The 16,460-nt window shown below is 64.2% G+C and carries 16 protein-coding genes and 1 tRNA gene; 5 read left to right on the plus strand and 12 right to left on the minus strand.

Annotation, left to right across the window (positions count from 1 at the left end; translation table 11 throughout):
- Positions 1–187: 187 nt before the first annotated feature.
- Positions 188–269 (minus strand) — tRNA-Tyr (locus M1E07_RS15120).
- A gap of 192 nt (positions 270–461) precedes the next feature.
- Positions 462–716, minus strand: a complete 255-nt coding sequence (locus M1E07_RS15125; RefSeq protein ID WP_461190409.1) for a hypothetical protein — start codon at positions 714–716, stop codon at positions 462–464.
- Positions 717–902: 186 nt separating this feature from the next.
- Here M1E07_RS15125 and M1E07_RS15130 point away from each other — a divergent pair, with 186 nt between their 5' ends.
- The 4 genes from M1E07_RS15130 to M1E07_RS15145 all read left to right on the plus strand — a co-directional run bounded on the left by M1E07_RS15130 (position 903) and on the right by M1E07_RS15145 (position 4,344).
- Positions 903–1,394, plus strand: coding sequence for a YajQ family cyclic di-GMP-binding protein (locus tag M1E07_RS15130; protein WP_050054209.1), 492 nt, complete (start codon positions 903–905; stop codon positions 1,392–1,394).
- 189 nt (positions 1,395–1,583) lie between these two features.
- Complete coding sequence (locus tag M1E07_RS15135) at positions 1,584–2,069, plus strand: Fur family transcriptional regulator (RefSeq protein WP_461187453.1); 486 nt, start codon at positions 1,584–1,586, stop codon at positions 2,067–2,069.
- Between the two features lie 7 nt (positions 2,070–2,076).
- Positions 2,077–3,573, plus strand: a complete 1,497-nt coding sequence (locus M1E07_RS15140; protein ID WP_461187454.1) for a catalase — start codon at positions 2,077–2,079, stop codon at positions 3,571–3,573.
- 135 nt (positions 3,574–3,708) lie between these two features.
- On the plus strand, positions 3,709–4,344 hold the full coding sequence (locus tag M1E07_RS15145) for a DUF2461 domain-containing protein (protein WP_461187455.1): 636 nt from the start codon (positions 3,709–3,711) through the stop codon (positions 4,342–4,344).
- Between the two features lie 3 nt (positions 4,345–4,347).
- On the opposite strand, the gene M1E07_RS15150 is transcribed toward M1E07_RS15145, so the two are convergent.
- The 7 genes from M1E07_RS15150 to M1E07_RS15180 form a co-directional block, all read right to left on the minus strand.
- Positions 4,348–4,707 carry a nuclear transport factor 2 family protein gene (locus M1E07_RS15150; protein WP_461187456.1) on the minus strand — a complete coding sequence of 120 codons (360 nt, stop codon included), beginning with the start codon at positions 4,705–4,707 and terminating at the stop codon, positions 4,348–4,350.
- 172 nt (positions 4,708–4,879) lie between these two features.
- The gene (locus tag M1E07_RS15155) at positions 4,880–6,427 is read right to left on the minus strand and encodes an amino acid permease (protein WP_461187457.1); all 1,548 of its coding nucleotides are present in this window, start codon (positions 6,425–6,427) and stop codon (positions 4,880–4,882) included.
- Positions 6,428–6,601: 174 nt separating this feature from the next.
- Positions 6,602–7,012, minus strand: a complete 411-nt coding sequence (locus M1E07_RS15160; RefSeq protein ID WP_461187458.1) for a DUF779 domain-containing protein — start codon at positions 7,010–7,012, stop codon at positions 6,602–6,604.
- Positions 7,013–7,015: 3 nt separating this feature from the next.
- Positions 7,016–8,539: an acetaldehyde dehydrogenase ExaC gene (exaC, locus tag M1E07_RS15165; RefSeq protein WP_461187459.1), complete on the minus strand. Its 1,524-nt coding sequence runs from the start codon at positions 8,537–8,539 to the stop codon at positions 7,016–7,018.
- A 110-nt stretch (positions 8,540–8,649) separates the two neighbouring features.
- Positions 8,650–9,990, minus strand: a complete 1,341-nt coding sequence (locus M1E07_RS15170; protein WP_461187460.1) for a GAF domain-containing protein — start codon at positions 9,988–9,990, stop codon at positions 8,650–8,652.
- A 94-nt stretch (positions 9,991–10,084) separates the two neighbouring features.
- Positions 10,085–11,518 (minus strand): FAD-dependent oxidoreductase, encoded by a 1,434-nt coding sequence (locus tag M1E07_RS15175; RefSeq protein WP_461187461.1) that lies wholly within the window; start codon positions 11,516–11,518, stop codon positions 10,085–10,087.
- 105 nt (positions 11,519–11,623) lie between these two features.
- Positions 11,624–12,622, minus strand: a complete 999-nt coding sequence (locus M1E07_RS15180; RefSeq protein WP_461187462.1) for a DNA topoisomerase IB — start codon at positions 12,620–12,622, stop codon at positions 11,624–11,626.
- Positions 12,623–12,706: 84 nt separating this feature from the next.
- On the opposite strand from M1E07_RS15180, the gene rarD reads away from it, so the two are divergent.
- Positions 12,707–13,774 (plus strand): EamA family transporter RarD, encoded by a 1,068-nt coding sequence (gene rarD / locus M1E07_RS15185; RefSeq protein WP_461187463.1) that lies wholly within the window; start codon positions 12,707–12,709, stop codon positions 13,772–13,774.
- A gap of 30 nt (positions 13,775–13,804) precedes the next feature.
- Here rarD and M1E07_RS15190 read toward each other — a convergent pair whose 3' ends face one another.
- Genes M1E07_RS15190 through M1E07_RS15200 form a run of 3 tightly spaced genes read right to left on the minus strand, consistent with a single transcriptional unit; the run spans position 13,805 to position 16,457 of the window.
- The gene (locus M1E07_RS15190; protein WP_461187464.1) at positions 13,805–14,575 is read right to left on the minus strand and encodes a spherulation-specific family 4 protein; all 771 of its coding nucleotides are present in this window, start codon (positions 14,573–14,575) and stop codon (positions 13,805–13,807) included.
- A 29-nt stretch (positions 14,576–14,604) separates the two neighbouring features.
- A complete protein-coding gene (locus M1E07_RS15195) occupies positions 14,605–15,405 on the minus strand; it encodes a hypothetical protein (protein WP_461187465.1) in 801 nt (266 codons plus the stop codon).
- A gap of 47 nt (positions 15,406–15,452) precedes the next feature.
- Positions 15,453–16,457, minus strand: coding sequence for a hypothetical protein (locus M1E07_RS15200; protein WP_461187466.1), 1,005 nt, complete (start codon positions 16,455–16,457; stop codon positions 15,453–15,455).
- Between the last annotated feature and the right edge of the window lie 3 nt (positions 16,458–16,460).

The following is a 16,460-nucleotide window of genomic DNA, read 5'->3' on the forward strand; positions in this document are numbered from 1 at the left end:
GGTCCTCCTTTATCGATTCTTTAATCGACGCAGGGCATCGCGGTACATGCGCCGATGCTGCCAGCCTACGCCCGGGCTGAAACGGTGTCGTCGGCGTTTTGCCTGCCGTGGAGGCAGGCTTCAGGGACCTGCTGAAGGACGCAAAAAAGCCTCCGGAACCATGTGGTTCCGGAGGCTTTTCCTTGGGTGGCAGATGAGGGATTCGAACCCCCGTAGGCGTTGCCAGCTGATTTACAGTCAGCCCCCTTTGGCCGCTCGGGTAATCTGCCGAACTTCAAAAGAAGATCACCCCCGGCTGCAGTCTGTGGAACGTCCGTTTCCGGGCCGTTCCGCTTCCAGTAACCGCGGGCAAGACAACTTTACAGAACTTCCGCCGAAGAATCGAATCGGCGCACTGGCGCCCGGATCAGCGCGGATTTCCGGGCTTCCACACCTCCCGGAACGGGGGCCGGCCGGACGCGTCAGGCTTCGCCCAGGATCCGTCCGGCCAGGCGGGCCTCGAACTTCAATGCCTGCTCCTCGGTGATCTGGTTCAGCTGGACTGCGCGGAGAAGATCCTCGCTGACACCCTCCATCCGGGAGGCGGCATCGGCCACCGGGCTGAAGACGATGGAGGCTGCCACCGCTGCTGCCGCCACTGACGTTGCTGCTGTTGCCACCGCACCGGCCGCTGCCGAGGTGGTTCGCGTGACATATCGGACGGCGTTGCGGTGCATGGGGTTCCCTTCGTGCAGCTTTCCAACTCCTTCAACTCTCACCGCACCTCCTTCGTTCCCCCGGAGCGTCCGCTGAGAGGGAACTGTGAATACCGCTCCCCCTCAACAGGAGCTTCCGTATTAGGCTTGAATCCAGCCATCCAAGCCCTGTCCACGGACGGGGCTCCCACCAGCACAAGGAGAGTCATGGCAGGCGAGTCAACGTTCGACGTCGTAAGCAAAGTGGACAAGCAGGAAGTGGCAAACGCCCTCAACCAGGCACAGAAGGAATTGGCCCAGCGCTACGACTTCAAGGGCGTTGGCGCCGAGGTGGACTTCAGCGGGGAAAAGATCCTCATGAAGGCCAACTCCGAGGAACGCGTCCTGGCGGTACTGGATGTCCTGCAGTCAAAACTGATCCGCCGCGGCATCTCGCTGAAGTCCCTGGACACCGGCGAACCCTACGCCTCCGGCAAGGAGTTCCGCCTCGAGGCCTCCATCAAGGAAGGCATCGCCCAGGACCTGGCCAAAAAGATCAACAAGCTGATCCGCGACGAAGCTCCCAAGTCGGTGAAGTCCCAGATCCAGGGCGACGAGCTGCGCGTGACGTCCAAGTCCCGTGACGACCTCCAGGCCACCATGGCGCTGTTGAAGGACTTCGACGAGGCCGACCTGCAGTTCGTCAACTTCCGCAGCTAGCCGCCGCCGTCGTTTTCGACGCGCAAAAGTTCCGCCGCCACGCAAAGAGGCTGGCGCGCCCGGAATATGGGCAGCGCCGGCCTCTTTGCGCGTCGCGGGGAATTTTGCGCATCTAGAACGGCCGTCCGTTCATCAGAACTTAGCTGAGCCTTATTGTGAGATATTCATAATAAGTGCTTCAATGGTGTCATGACGGAGAACTTCGACGGCCACGAGGCATGGGCCAACGCCCTGCGCGCCCATGGCCGCAGGGTGACAAAGCAACGGCTCGCGGTCCTCGCCGCCGTCGAACGCCACCCCCACTCCCCTGCGGAAAGCATCCTTTCCGCTGCCCGCGCCGAGCTCCCCGAACTGACGGCACAGTCCGTGTACGTAGTGCTGGGGGACCTGACGGACCTCCACATGCTTCGCAGGTTCGAACCCCCGCACTCTCCCGCGCTTTACGAAACCCGTGTGGGCGACAACCACCACCACGCCATCTGCATCAGCTGCGGCCGCGTGGAGGACGTTGACTGCGCAGTGGGCCATGCCCCGTGCCTCACGCCGCACTGGGATGAGAACGCCAAGCCGATGACCATCCAGATCGCCGATGTTATGTACCAAGGCATCTGCCAGGACTGTCAGCAGTCCCAACAACTTCCTTCCCATCGTTTGTCACAAGAAACAGAGAAATAGGAGAACAATGACTGCCATTTCAACAACCCAGTCAGGTGCCCCCGTAACGTCCGACGCGCACTCGAAGTCAACCGGTGCCGACGGCGCCATCATCCTGACTGACCACTACCTGGTGGAAAAGCTCGCCCAGTTCAACCGCGAGCGGGTCCCGGAGCGCGTAGTGCACGCCAAGGGCGGCGGTGCATTCGGTACGTTCAAGACCACCGAGGACGTGTCCAAGTACACGAAGGCAGCCTTCCTCCAGCCCGGTGTCGACACCGAGATGCTGATCCGCTTCTCCTCCGTCGCCGGCGAGAACGGCTCCCCGGACACCTGGCGCGATCCCCGCGGCTTCGCCGTGAAGTTCTACACCTCCGAGGGCAACTACGATCTCGTGGGCAACAACACCCCGGTGTTCTTCATCCGCGACGGCATCAAGTTCCCGGACTTCATCCACTCCCAGAAGCGCCTCCCGGGCACCCACCTGCGCGATGCCGACATGCAGTGGGATTTCTGGACCCTGTCCCCCGAGTCCGCACACCAGGTCACCTGGCTCATGGGCGACCGCGGCCTGCCCGCCTCCTGGCGCGAAATGCAGGGCTACGGCTCACACACCTACCAGTGGATCAACGCCGAGGGCGAGCGCTTCTGGGTCAAGTACCACTTCAAGTCCAACCAGGGCGTGAACTCCATGAGCAGCGAACAGGCCGAGGCCCTGGCCGGCTCGGACGCGGACTTCTACATCCGTGACCTGTCCGAGAACATCGAAGCGGGCAACTTCCCGTCCTGGGACCTGCACGTGCAGGTCATGCCCTACGAGGACGCCAAGACCTACCGCTTCAACCCGTTCGACCTGACCAAGGTCTGGCCGCACGGCGACTACCCGCTGATCAAGGTGGGCACCATGGAACTGAACCGGAACCCGGAGAACTACTTCGCGCAGATCGAGCAGGCCACGTTCGCGCCGTCGAACTTCGTGCCGGGCATCGCCGCTTCGCCGGACAAGATGCTGCAGGCCCGCATCTTCTCCTACGCTGACGCACACCGCTACCGTGTGGGCACCAACCACGCCCAGATCCCGGTGAACCAGCCGAAGAACCAGGTCAACAACTACAGCCAGGACGGCGCCGGGCGGTACCACTTCAACGCCCCCTCTGTCCCGGTCTACGCCCCCAACTCCGTTGGCGGCCCGGCTGCAGTAGAGCCGCAGAACCCGGCCGGCGGCTGGGAGAACGACGGCGAGCTCACCCTTGCCGCGCACTCCCTCCACACCGAGGACAGCGACTTCATCCAGGCCGGCACCCTGTACCGCGAGGTTTACGACGACGGCGCCAAGGCCCGCCTGCTCGAGACCATCACCGGTGCAGTGGGCGGCGTCAAGAGCCCCGGCATCAAGGAACGCGCCATCCAGTACTGGACCAACGTTGACGCCGAACTCGGCGCCAAGCTCCGCGCCAACCTCGGCGCCGTAGCTGTTGCGTCGGCACCGTCGTCCGATGCAGAGGCTGCCAACAAGATCGGCTAAGTCCCCTTAAGCTGCTGAAACCACCCCGCCACGGATTCCCGTGGCGGGGTGGTTTTTGTTTTCCACACAAGGGGCGCTTTCCACATATGCACTAAGTCAATAGCCGCCACGGGCAGCCCTCCCTAGGATCGACGCATGACAACTTTCCGCGGCATACCTGCCGGCGCCTTCGAGTTCTACAAAGAGCTGCAGGAAAACAACAGCCGCGAGTGGTGGCTGGAGCACAAGGAAAGGTACCAGGAGCTGGTCCGCGAACCCATCACTCTCCTGCTTGCGGAGCTGGAGCCCCGGTTCGGCCCGGGCCGGATCTTCCGGCCCAACAGGGACATCCGGTTCTCCCAGGACAAGTCCCCCTACAAAACGGCACAGGGTGCTTTCGCGTCCATCCAGGAAGGCATGGGCTATTACCTGCAGGTCAGCGCGGACGGGCTGCTGGTGGGCGGCGGCTACCACTCCCATACGCCGGCCCAGCTGGTGAGGTACCGTAACTCGGTCGATGCGTTCGGAACAGGCGAGTCACTCCGGCACATTGTCGACGCCGTCAGTGCTGCCGGCTTTGTGGTGGAAGGAGAACAACTGAAAACCGTCCCGCGCGGGTACCCCCGGGACCATCCCCGGGGCGGGCTGTTGAAGCACAAGTCCCTTGCGGCCAGTACCGACCTCGGGCGGCCTGCCTGGCTGGAAACTTCCGCAGCAGGGCAAGAAATCGGACGGTTATGGGATGAGCTGCGGCCACTGGTGGACTGGGTGGGCCGGTACGCTGCACCTTAAATTTCAGCCGGTGCTTACCAGTTCCACGTTGTAGGAGCGGATCCGGACCACCCGGCCGTCCTCGAAGTCGTAGATGTCGCAGGACGCGACCCGGCTGATGCTGCCATCAGCCGAAACGTAACTGGCAACGCTGTCCACCACAGCGTTTGAGGCAGCGGCAATCACCCTGAACCGGTCGAAGGTGGTTTTGACCCCCTTGAGGTCCCGCGCCAGGGATGTGCAGACGTCCACAACCGCCAGCTTGCCGGTCAGGGCTTCGCCGCCCACAAGCTCCCAGGCAATGTCGTCGTCCAGTTGGGACAGGGCATCCTCAAAACGGTGGCTCGAAAAGGCCCGGGCCACCGCCTCCATCGTCATCTGCATAACGTCCGCTCCTTCCCCGCTTTTGTTTCGCCTTTGATCCACTCATTGAACTCCAAAGCCCCGCTGCCGGCACCTGCAATTCCGGACCAACTGGATGGGAGAAAGCAAAACCGCCCGCTGATGCAAGGATCAGCGGGCGGTTTCAATTGCTGGTGAAGCAGTTGAAGCGATGTCAGGCGCGGGTCAATTCGTCTTCGTTGTCCTTGCCGGCTACAACGGAAGCGCCATTGACGGCCGTGTTGGCCTCACTGAACCGCTCGTTCAGCCGGGAGTGGCGCTGGCCGTAGGCGAAGTAGATGGCGAGGCCAATCGCCAGCCAGATGGCAAAGAAGATCCAGGTCTCCACGGCCAGGTTGGTCATTAGGTAAAGGCACAGCAAGGCGGAAACGATCGGCAGGACCTTGCCGAACGGGACGCGGAAGGCCGGCTTCAGGTCCGGGCGCTTCTTGCGCAGCACCAGGATGCCAAGGCTCACCACCACAAATGCGGACAGCGTGCCGATGTTGATCATTTCCTCGAGCAGGTCCACGTTGGTCAGGCCGGCTACCAGCGCCACAGCGGCGCCGCAGATGATCTGGAGACGTACGGGTGTGGACCGCTTCTCGCTGGTCTTGGACAGTGCACGCGGCAGGAGTCCGTCGCGGCTCATGGCGAGGACCACGCGGGACAGTCCCATGAGCAGCACCATGATCACGGTGGTAAGGCCCACCAGGGAACCGAAGGCGATGACCTTGGCCGCGGATGTGTCGCCCACGGCTTCGAAGGCGGTGGTAAGCGTGGGGCTCTCCGCCTCGGCCAGCTGGGTGTAGGACACCATGCCGGTCAGGGCCAGGGAAACCAGGATGTAGAGCAGCGTCACCAGTGCAAGACCGCCGAAAATACCGCGCGGCAGGGTCTTCTGGGGGTTCTTGACTTCCTCAGCGGAAGTGGCCACGACGTCGAAGCCGATGAAGGCGAAAAACACCAGTGCAGCGCCGGCAAAGATGCCGAGGGTGCCGTACTGTGCCGGAGCCGCTCCCGTGAGGAAGCCGAAGAACGACTGCTTCAAAACGTCGGCAGTGCCGGTGCCGCCGGTGGGCTCAGCGGCAGGGATGAACGGGCTGTAGTTCTCGAACTTCACGTAGGTGAATCCGACGACGATCACAAAGAGGACCACGCCGATCTTGATCAGGGTGAAAATGTTGCCCACGCGGGCGGACAGCTTGGTACCCAGCACCAGCAGCACCGTAAAGACGGCAACGATCAGGAACGCGCCCCAGTAGAGGTCCACGCCGCCGAGTGGGAGTGCCGCCGGGATATCGGCGCCCATCAGTGCGAAGACCTTGCTGAGGTAGATGCCCCAGTACTTGGCGATGACCGCGGCCGCTGTGAAGAGCTCGAGGATCAGGTTCCAGCCAATGATCCAGGCAAGGAGTTCACCCATCGTGGCGTAGGTGAAGACATAGGCGGAGCCGGCCACGGGGATGGCGGTAGCAAACTCGGCATAGCACATGATGGCGAGGGCGCAGGTGATGGCGGCGATCGCGAAGGACAGCGTGACGGCAGGGCCGGAAAAGTTGGCTGCTGCCTTGGCTCCGACCGAGAAGATGCCGGCGCCCACGGCCACGGCGACGCCCATGATCATGAGGTCCCAGGTGCTGAGGGAGCGCTTAAGCTTGCGTCCGGGTTCATCGGCGTCGGCCATTGACTGCTCGATAGATTTGGTCCGGAGGAGGTTCATAGGGGGATCACAATCCTGATTTCTGATGGAAACAGACCTATCAACGATAGTGTCCATCCACTGGACGGTCCCAATTGTTCCGAATGATGAGACGGCGTTATTGCCGAACACTGTTCAGGAAAAGCGCTTGAGGCCCTCCAGTTGGAGGGCCTCAAGCGCTTTTAGCTCGAACTGTCAGACAGGCCAGTCCATCAACGTGGACCGGATCAGGAAGCGTTTGCCTTCCGGGGCTTCCACCGAAAATCCGCTGCCCCGCCCCGGCACCACATCGACGGTCAGATGCGTGTGGCTCCAGTAGTTGAACTGCTCCCGGGACATCCAGAACTCCAGGGGCCGGGGTTCCAGGCCGTCAGAGACATCGAACAGGCCCAGCAGGACATCGGAGTCACCGGTCAGGAAGTCGCCCTTCGGATAACACATGGGCGAGGACCCGTCGCAGCACCCGCCGGACTGGTGGAACATCAGCGGCCCGTGCTGAAGCCAAAGCTTCCGCAGCAGTTCCGCGGCCGCCGGCGTGAGCGCCACCCGGGAGAAGTCCTCCCCGGGCAGCGTCACCGCGGCATCAATCGCACTTCCCGGTGCCATGGCCTAGAAGAAACCCAGCTTGTTTTCGTTGTAGCTGACCAGCAGGTTCTTGGTCTGCTGATAGTGGTCGAGCATCATGGCGTGGTTTTCACGTCCGATGCCCGAGGACTTGTAGCCGCCGAACGCGGCCCCGGCCGGGTAGGCATGGTAGTTGTTGACCCAAACCCGGCCGGCCTGGATTTCCCGGCCGGCGCGGTAGGCAACGTTGCCGTTGCGGGACCAGACGCCGGCGCCCAGCCCGTAGAGTGTGTCGTTGGCCAGGCCCATGGCGTCGCTGTAATCGCTGAATTTCGTCACGGCGACCACCGGGCCGAAAATTTCCTCCTGGAAGATCCGCATCTTGTTGTGGCCCTCGAACACCGTGGGCTGGACGTAGTAGCCGCCGGCCAGATCGCCCGGGAGCTCTGCCCGGCCGCCGCCGGTCAGCACCTTGGCGCCCTCCTGCTTGCCGATGTCGATGTAGGAGAGGATCTTTTCCAGCTGGTCGTTCGAGGCCTGGGCGCCCACCTGGGTTTCGGTGTCCAGCGGGTTGCCTTGGACCATTTTCTCCACCCGGGCGATGGCGTCGGCCATAAACGAGTCGTAGATGTCCTCCTGCACCAGCGCGCGCGACGGGCATGTGCACACCTCGCCCTGGTTGAAGGCGAACAGCGCGAAGCCCTCCTGCGCCTTGTCGTAGAACGAGTCATTGTCCTGGGCGACGTCGTTGAAGAAGATGTTCGGGCTCTTGCCGCCCAGCTCCAGGGTGACGGGAATGAGGTTCTGGCTGGCGTACTGGCTGATGAGGCGGCCCGTAGTGGTCTCGCCGGTGAACGCGATCTTGCGGATCCGGGGGCTGGATGCCAGCGGCTTGCCGGCCTCCACGCCGAAACCGTTGACCACGTTGAGCACGCCTGCCGGCAGCAGGTCACCGATGAGTTCCATCAGGACCAGGATGGACGACGGCGTCTGTTCGGCCGGCTTCAGCACCACGGCGTTGCCGGCAGCCAGCGCAGGGGCGAGCTTCCATACGGCCATCAGGATGGGGAAGTTCCAGGGGATGATTTGGCCCACGACGCCGAGCGGTTCGTGGAAGTGGTAGGCGGTGGTGTCGTCGTCGAGCTGGGACAGCCGGCCCTCCTGGGCGCGGACAGCAGAGGCGAAGTAGCGGAAGTGGTCTGCCGCGAGCGGAAGGTCCGCGTTGAGCGTTTCACGGATGGGCTTGCCGTTGTCCCAGGACTCTGCCACCGCGAGCATCTCCAGGTTCTCGTCGATCCGGTCGGCAATCTTGTTCAGGATCGCGGCGCGCTCGGCCACGGACGTCTTGCCCCAGGAGGGTGCCACCTTGTGTGCGGCATCCAGTGCCAGCTCGATGTCTTCCGCCGTGCCGCGGGCCACCTCGCAGAACGCCTTGCCCGTCACCGGCGTGATGTTCTCGAAGTACTGCCCCTTCACCGGGGCCACCCACTCCCCGCCGATCCAGTTCTCGTAGCGGTCCTTGAATGTGACCTTCGAGCCCTCGGTTCCGGGCTGTGCGTAAACAGTCATTGCTAGCTCCTTTGCTATCGCAGTCAGGCTTTCGCCGATGCAGCCAGCGTAGGCGCGGGAAGGTTGCAGCAAGGTTGCAGGAGATGGGCAACCCACCGGGCCGGTGACGATTAGGCGCCCAGCTCCGCCTCCAGCCGCTCGAGTTCCGCCACGACGGCGGCCCGCTTGGGCGAGCGGGCCGGGAGGAGGCGGAGCGCGGCATGGCGGACGCCGACGTCGTTCCTTGCTTCCGGGAGTTCCGCGTACCTGAGCAGCGACTCGGCACTGCCGTCCGTCATGACCGCTTCCCTCAGCAGTGACGAAACCTTGTTCCGCAGCTCGCTGATGCCCGGCGCCTCCGAACGGGGAAGCACCGCGCCACGGTAAATCTCCAGGGCGATCCGGTGGGCACCGCGCTGCAGGCAGCTCAGCACCTGGGCACTGTCCGGCACCACGTCCATCGGCAGGCGGTAGGGCCGTGAGCCGGGGACAGCGCCCGGGTTGAGCTGCTGAAGGACCTTGCGCAGGCGCACCATCTCGGCCCTAAGCGTGATGGTGGAACCCGCACCCGGGTACAGCAGGACACTGAGCTCCTCGGCGCTCAACCCTTCCGGATGTGTGCTGAGCAGGGCAAGGATCTCACTGTGCCGGCCTGACAGCACAACCGTCCTGCCTTCCAGGCTGAGCAGGGCCTGGTCGCGGCCCAGCAGCTGCAGGCTGTTCCGGTAGAGGCTGCCTTCCTTGGCATCCGCCCCCGGTGCGCGGGAAGCGGAAGCCGCGGTCCGGCGTCGTGCAGGGCTGCTGGCGAGGTCCGCGGCAAGCTGCAAGCGCTCGACACGCAGCTGCGCCTGGGCGGCAGCCACAGTTGCCTCTACGAGGGACAGCGTGTGGGGTGCCACTGCGGAGGCCGTCCCGGTGATGTCCACAACTCCCAGCACCGCTCCGGAGTCCGGGTCGTGGAACGGGACGGCGGTGCAGCTCCAGGCATGGACGGCCCGCTGGTAGTGCTCCGCACCGGCGATCTGGATGCCGCGCCCCAGGGCAAGGGCAGTACCCGGCGCACTGGTGCCCACGGTGGCCTCGGACCAGTCAGCGCCCGGGACGAACATCATGCCCTCGGCGCGGCGCTGCAACGCGGGATCACCGTCCACCCACAGGAGCCTGCCCACCTCATCCCCCACTGCCACCAGCAGCCCGCTGTCGTGGCTGGGCTGGACCAGGAGCTTGTTGATGACCGGCATGATGGCGGCCAGCGGGTGCTGCCGGCGGTAGTCCTCCAGCTCGTCCCGGTCGATGGCCAGCGGGGCGGCGGCGTTGTCCGGGTCCGCCTTGAAGCTGACTGATCGCTGCCAGGACTCACGGATCAGGGGGCGCAGCCCGCCGGGGGCATCACAAAGGCGGCCGCCGTCGAGCTGTTCATGCGCCGCAAGGGCGCCGCGCTGCAGCGGCTCCGCTTGGATCAGGTTCCTCATTGAACTCCTGTGCTGCCTGTAGGCACGGCACAACAATGCCGGCCAAGGGTGGTGGCCATTCTAACGTGACCCACCTCACCCACCTAGCCGGGAGTCAGGCGCGGGAGATGCGGACCATCTCCTCGCGCGGCACCACCTTAATGCGTTCGCGCACAACATGGTCCACGCCCTCCGGCCCGGTCCAGGCTGCCCCCAGGCCCGCTTCGTGGGCGTCGAGCTTGTTCCAGCCTTCCCAGGTGGTGTATTCGATGCCGCGTTCTTCGAGCAGGTCGATGATGGCCTGCGGGCTGGGGTTCTGGGCGGGCGGCAGGGTGAGCCGGTCCTCGAGCAGGAAGCCGATGGTTTCCAGGGCGTCGCCCTTGGTGTGGCCGATCAGGCCCACGGGTCCCCTCTTGATCCAGCCGGTGGCGTAGATCCCGGGCACGGGCGTGCCTTCGGTGTCCAGCACGCGGCCGCCTTCATTGGGGATGACGCCGCGCTTGGCGTCGTACTCCAGCTCGTCCAGTGCCGAACCGTGGTAGCCGATGGCGCGGTAGACCGCCTGCACCGGGTAGTCGATGAACTCGCCCGTGCCCTTGGCGTTGCCCGTGCCGTCAAGCTGCATGCGCTCAAACTTTATCCCGCCCACCTTGCCGGACCCGCCGTCGTCGTAGATTTCAACGGGGCTGTGCAGGAAATGCAGGTGCAGGCGGCGGGAGGAGGGGTTTTCGGACTCGGTGTGCTCTTCCACCAGCCAGTTGGTCAGGGTGTTCACCATGGTCTTGATCTGGTTGTTGCTGCGGATCGCCTCATCTGAGGCGTCATCGAACTCGAAGTCCTCCGGGTAAAGCACGATGTCCACGTCATTCATGTGGCTGAGCTCCCGCAGTTCCAGGGGCGTGAACTTCACCTGGGCCGGGCCGCGGCGGCCAAAGACGTGCACGTCCGTCACCGGGGAAGCCTTCAGGCCCTGGTAGACGTTGTCCGGGATTTCGGTGGTCAACAGTTCCTCGGGGTGTTTCACCAGCATCCGGGCCACGTCCAGGGCCACGTTGCCGTTACCGATGACGGCGATCTCTTTAGCCTCCAGCGGCCACTCACGGGGAACATCGGGGTGCCCGTCGTACCAGGAAACGAAGTCCGCCCCGCCGAACGAGCCGGGCAGATCGATGCCCGGGATGTTCAGGTCCGCGTCCTTGATGGCGCCGGTGGAGAAGATGACGGCGTCGTAGAAGGCGCGGAAGTCGTGCAGGGTGAGGTCCCGGCCGTAGGTCACGTTGCCCAGGAACCGGATGTCGCCGCGGTCCAGGACCTTGTGGAGGGCATTAACAATCCCCTTGATCCGGGGGTGGTCCGGTGCCACGCCGTAACGGATCAGTCCGTAGGGCGCAGGGTAGGCCTCGAAGAGGTCGATGCTGACCTCGAAGTCGCCGTCCGCGACGCCCCTGGACTTAGTGAGGATGTCCGCAGCGTAGACGCCGGCCGGTCCGGCGCCCACAATTGCTACGCGGAGGGGACGTGCGGGGGTGGTTTCGCCGTGGTTGGACACCTGGGACCCTTCTGACCGATAACGTTGCGCGGCAGGAGCAGCGCACCATCACATATTCTAGTTGCCCGTTTCCGCAGGGCACTGCTGTCCCCTAACGCAGGGCCCTTAACCGCTTTTTGCCAGCGGAACCACGTTGCCTTCGCGGTAGAGCAGCGCACGGAGCTCTGCTTCAGCGGAGTCAGGGCGCTTGGGGTCGATGGTTTCGCCCTCGTGGTAGTGATCCAGGACGCGCGGGTCCACGTAGCTCTTGCGGGCAATCGAAGGGGTGTTGCCCAGCACCTCGGACGCTTCCATCATGGCCCGGCTGATGGCCCTCTTTCGTTTAGCCGCCGTCCGCTGCGCGCCGGTCCGGGCCAGGCTTGCGGCAGCCGCCACCGTACCCCTTAGGGTCCGGAAGTCCTTGGCCGTGAAGTCCGAGCCGGTCCGCTCCTTGACGTAGGCATTGATGTCCGCGCTGGTGACGGGGCGCCACTGCCGGCCCTCCTTGTACGCCAGGAGCCTGGCGTTGGCGCCGCGCCGCTTGAGCAGGCGCAGCAGGGCGGCGAGATCGGCGTCGCGGATTTCCGACTCCCAGTCCTTGCCGCTCTTGGCCGGGAACCGCAGGAGGATCCGGTCCTTGCGCACCTGGACGTGGGCGCAGAGCAGGGTGGCGAGCCCATGGCTGCCGTTTTCGTTGGTGTACCTCTCGGAACCTACCCGCAGCGAGCCGCTGTCCAGCATCCTGAACGCCCCGGCGAGGACGCGCTCGCGGGAAAAACCTTCACCGCGCAGGTCCATGGTGACCCGCCGGCGCGCGGCGGGAAGCGATTCGGCCAGCTGCAGGGCACGGTCGAACTTCAACCGGTCTTTCCGTTCCCGCCATTCGGGATGGTAGATGTACTGCCGCCGGCCCACACCGTCCATCCCGGTGGCCTGGATGTGCCCGTTTTCGAAAGGTGCGATCCACACGTCAGTCCAGGCCGGCGGGATGCCGATGCTCTCCAACCGGTCCCGAACAGGGCCGGGCGGCAGGGTCGAACCATCGAGGTCCCGATAGCTGAAGCCCTTGCCTGCGGGAACCCGGCGGTATCCCCGCCCCGAGGCATTGCTGCGCCGGAGCCTCACGGGCCAGCTTCCGGCAAGTCGGCAAATATCATAAAAGCAAGCCTACTGACTATTTGTTGGAATACATGCCCTGGGACTGATGTTATGGATGTCGTGCCTTCTCCCGATGGATTCCCCTCCGCTGCCCAGGTTCCTGCTCCGGCCGCTCCTTCGGCGTCGCCCGCCGTGCCGGCAACCGCGGCCCAGGCCGCAGTGACCCCGGCGGCGGCGGGTACCAAGGGCGCGCCTCCCAAGGCAGTGGACAAGGAGACGACGGCGGGAATCCTGTTCGGCATCGGGGCCTACGGGCTGTGGGGGCTGCTCCCCCTGTACTTCTTCGTCCTGATGCCCGCGGGCGCCGTCGAAATCGTGGCGAACCGCGTGGTGTGGTCGCTGCTGTTCTGTGCGCTCCTCCTTACCGTTACCCGCTCCTGGTCCGCCCTTGCCCGTGCCGTTCGAGACCGCGCCGTGTTTGGTTCCCTGGCCCTGGCCGCTTTCCTGATCGCTGTTAACTGGCTGACCTACACCTACGGGGTGACCACCGGCCAAGCTGTGGAGGCCTCACTTGGCTATTTCATCAACCCGCTGGTCTCCGTCCTGCTGGGCGTCTTTGTGCTGAAGGAGAAGCTTCGCCCGCTTCAGTGGGCGGCAGTGGGCATCGGGTTCATAGCGGTGGGCGTCCTCACTTACTCCTACGGCAAGCTGCCGCTGATTGCCCTGACTTTGGCCTTCAGCTTTGGCCTCTACGGCTTCGTGAAGAAACGTGTTGGCCCCAAGGTGGATGCCGCCACGAGCCTCAGTGTGGAGACCATGGTGCTGGCCCCCTTTGCGGCGGCCACCATGATCTACCTGGCCGTATCCGGAACCGCCACGCTGACCACGCAGGGTCCGGGCCATTTCTGGCTCCTGCTGGCCTCCGGTGTGATTACCGCCGTCCCGCTGCTGTTCTTCGGGGCTTCGGCCCGGCGGCTTCCCATGACCACCATCGGGCTGCTCCAGTACTTCGCACCCCTGCTCCAGTTCATCATCGCCCTCGTCGTTTTCCGCGAAGCAATGACCATGGACCGCTGGATCGGGTTCGGCGTGGTCTGGGTGGCGCTGCTGGTCCTGACGGTGGATATGCTGCGCACCGCCCGCAAGAACTCCCTGGCCAAACGCGGGATCCGTACTTAGGCCTGGGCGTTTGAAGTAACTGACCCTGGCTTACTCCCCGACGGCATTCCGCTTCGCCGACCAGTATGATGGAAGGCTGTCATACGGATTCGGTTCCACGTCGTCCGTCACGAAGATCTCTTCAGCGCCTTGCTGCCGGGCGCGGCTCACCACCTCAGCAAGCTGATCCTGTGGAGCCCCGCTGACAATGTGCCACACCTCGGTGCGCGTTTCCGTTCGGAGCCACTCGGGGGGTTGCTTAATTTTGGCGTAAGCGTCCAACGGATCCTCGAACGTCACTATGGCATCGGCGAATTCAAAGTAGCCACGGTCTGGGACTATCCCCGGGTTGAGCACCGCGACCCCGCCGGATTGGTGGATAGTGGCGGCGTACTCTGCATAAGTGCCCACCTCTTCGGAGACCGATGCCGCCTCGTCCAGGAAAATGCTGTCGACGCCGTACCACTCTCGCCAGCGGTCAATGTCCTGTGTAACCTCCGCCTGGTCCCGGACGCCCCACCCGGTCATTACGTAACCCAGCACGCGCACTCCTGCATCACGCAGTGTCCTGATGAGCTGGACGTGCTGTTCGGACGCCTCTGCCCCTGGCCCGTTGTTGGGGTTAACGATGACATCGCGCAGCTGTGGCGGGGCCTCAATAATCGACTGCCAATACGTTGCATCGGTCGGGTCAACATAGGCGGGGACAGCGATGCCCAGTTCGCGCGCCTCGTCTTGGGGAACCGGGGTGGGTGGAGGCGGCTCATTCAGCCCGCAACCGGCTAATAAGCCGAGCAGGGCAGTCGCCAAAGCGACAGCCATCGTACGCCAGCGCCCTGACGCTGCGGGCGTCATTGTCCCACCGCCAGCACTGCCGGGGGCTTGATCAAGACGTTGTCCGCGGAGCTATAGACCGGATCGCTGAGGTGGAAGGCATCAATGTGATTGCCCTGCAGCGCTGCCAGCACCTGTGCCGTCAGGGCGTCTGCGTACTGGAGGTCAAAACTCGTGGCCGTTTCGTAGAGGGTGATCCCCAGACGTGCCTTGTACGCCGCCATCTTCGCCAGTTTTGGCTTGTACGTGACCGGCGCCAGGAACTGGCCGTCCGACAGCACGTCGTTCTCGCCCAGATAGCCATCCCCCGGACCCATCGTGACCGAGCGCGCCAGCACGTCGTCAGGATTCCATGCATTGGCCAGCACGCTTAGCCCCAACGAGTGTATGTAGTTCACCACGGCATCGAATCGGGCTCGGCTCACCCCGTAGTCAGCACCGGCGCAATCGATGAGCACTCCGCGGGCGCCGAGCCGGTGCCATACGTCCAGGCGCTCGCGCAGCTCATTGAGGGAGTGGTTCGGCTCCCCGTCGCCAACTCCGACTGTTACGTACCCGTACGGGACACCCCCCCGGGCGGCTACCCCTTCCATGATGGGGGCCGCCAGGGGGTCACCGGCCGGCGTCGCGGTGTCGTCACCAAAGACCACAACCCCGTAGCCGTCGAATGCCTTGATGGCCCGGGTTACGTTGCCATGGGCGCCGTTTACGTAGCTTGGCCATCCGTAGTAGATAGCAAACGGCCGGATAACTGAAGGGTTGGACGGGGTGATGCCAGGGCCCCGGCCAGGCGCCGGGACAGCGCGCCCCGTGCCCATGAGTTTCTGCAAGTACCCCGCGATACCTGGACCGAGCTTCCGGGGCATCACTTAGCCACCAACTGAAGCTCGTCGCCGCCCGCATAGTCGAAGGACCCCAGCCGGATGGGCTCGCGCCCGGGCTCGGTGACCTCAAGCGTGCCACTGCCTTTCGCGGCGTAGGGCGGCAGTTCCAACGTAGCAGCTCCGCCAGTCCCCGCCGCAGTCTCACCCAGCACGGCACCTTGGTCGTCCACGAGCCTCACGGCAGCGCCGTCGGGCAGACCAGTCAGCTGCAAGTGGTCTTCCTCAACGACCCAGAAGTTCTGGAACGAGGAGACGAACGGCGTCTTCACAGCCTGCACCTCGAGGTACGGCTGGTACGGTGCCTGAATCTCCAGCTCGAGCTCGTCAGAGTGGAACACCTGCTCTTTGCCGAACCAGACTGTCAGCGTGCGGCGGCCGTCCGTGCGGAGGGTGACATCCTGGGTGTCCGGTGAGTTCACCGACGGCTCAGTGCTCCAGTAGTTGACGTACGCTGCATTCCTCACGTGCCCATGCATATACCCCACCCTCCAGGAGGTCATACCGTCTGTGCTGTCACCGGACAGAACGATGAAGTTGATGAGGCCGGTGACCTTGGTGGAGGCAGTCTGGACGGCGAAGACCGCTTGGCCGACCTCGGTGGGCGACTCGATTTGTCCGGGCTGTTTCGACATCCGCACATGGAAGATGCTGGTCTCCGGGTATGCGTCATGGGTGACCGCAAAATACCCGTTGTGGGCCTCGGCCTCCGGCATGGGCTCCACCCCCACCTGAAGGCCGTCGTCGGTGGCGCGCACGAACGCGAGTTCAGGGTCGGTGTCCCCGTTGAACTCGTAGGTGTCCTGAACCTCCCGCGGCGTGATGGCCTGGTTGAAGGGATTGTCCATGAGGGTGCCTTCGGTGGTCCGCAGGAGTTGCCACTGGCCGGCGGAAGCGATCGGTGCGGGGCCCTCCCCTGACCTGGCTGCGGCGATACCCGCGCCAGTGAGCGCGAGGGCGGCGACGGCGGCGAGGATTGTCTTAGTCATCTT

This window comes from Arthrobacter sp. Z4-13 (assembly GCF_054792705.1).

What these genes read in the sequence shown, in the direction of transcription:
- M1E07_RS15125 (WP_461190409.1), bottom strand. Translation starts at nt 716, where the DNA reads ATGCACCGCAACGCCGTCCGATATGTCACGCGAACCACCTCGGCAGCG.
- M1E07_RS15130 (WP_050054209.1), top strand. Translation starts at nt 903, where the DNA reads ATGGCAGGCGAGTCAACGTTCGACGTCGTAAGCAAAGTGGACAAGCAG.
- M1E07_RS15135 (WP_461187453.1), top strand. Translation starts at nt 1,584, where the DNA reads ATGACGGAGAACTTCGACGGCCACGAGGCATGGGCCAACGCCCTGCGC.
- M1E07_RS15140 (WP_461187454.1), top strand. Translation starts at nt 2,077, where the DNA reads ATGACTGCCATTTCAACAACCCAGTCAGGTGCCCCCGTAACGTCCGAC.
- M1E07_RS15145 (WP_461187455.1), top strand. Translation starts at nt 3,709, where the DNA reads ATGACAACTTTCCGCGGCATACCTGCCGGCGCCTTCGAGTTCTACAAA.
- M1E07_RS15150 (WP_461187456.1), bottom strand. Translation starts at nt 4,707, where the DNA reads ATGCAGATGACGATGGAGGCGGTGGCCCGGGCCTTTTCGAGCCACCGT.
- M1E07_RS15155 (WP_461187457.1), bottom strand. Translation starts at nt 6,427, where the DNA reads ATGAACCTCCTCCGGACCAAATCTATCGAGCAGTCAATGGCCGACGCC.
- M1E07_RS15160 (WP_461187458.1), bottom strand. Translation starts at nt 7,012, where the DNA reads ATGGCACCGGGAAGTGCGATTGATGCCGCGGTGACGCTGCCCGGGGAG.
- exaC (WP_461187459.1), bottom strand. Translation starts at nt 8,539, where the DNA reads ATGACTGTTTACGCACAGCCCGGAACCGAGGGCTCGAAGGTCACATTC.
- M1E07_RS15170 (WP_461187460.1), bottom strand. Translation starts at nt 9,990, where the DNA reads ATGAGGAACCTGATCCAAGCGGAGCCGCTGCAGCGCGGCGCCCTTGCG.
- rarD (WP_461187463.1), top strand. Translation starts at nt 12,707, where the DNA reads ATGGATGTCGTGCCTTCTCCCGATGGATTCCCCTCCGCTGCCCAGGTT.
- M1E07_RS15190 (WP_461187464.1), bottom strand. Translation starts at nt 14,575, where the DNA reads ATGGCTGTCGCTTTGGCGACTGCCCTGCTCGGCTTATTAGCCGGTTGC.
- M1E07_RS15195 (WP_461187465.1), bottom strand. Translation starts at nt 15,405, where the DNA reads ATGGGCACGGGGCGCGCTGTCCCGGCGCCTGGCCGGGGCCCTGGCATC.
- M1E07_RS15200 (WP_461187466.1), bottom strand. Translation starts at nt 16,457, where the DNA reads ATGACTAAGACAATCCTCGCCGCCGTCGCCGCCCTCGCGCTCACTGGC.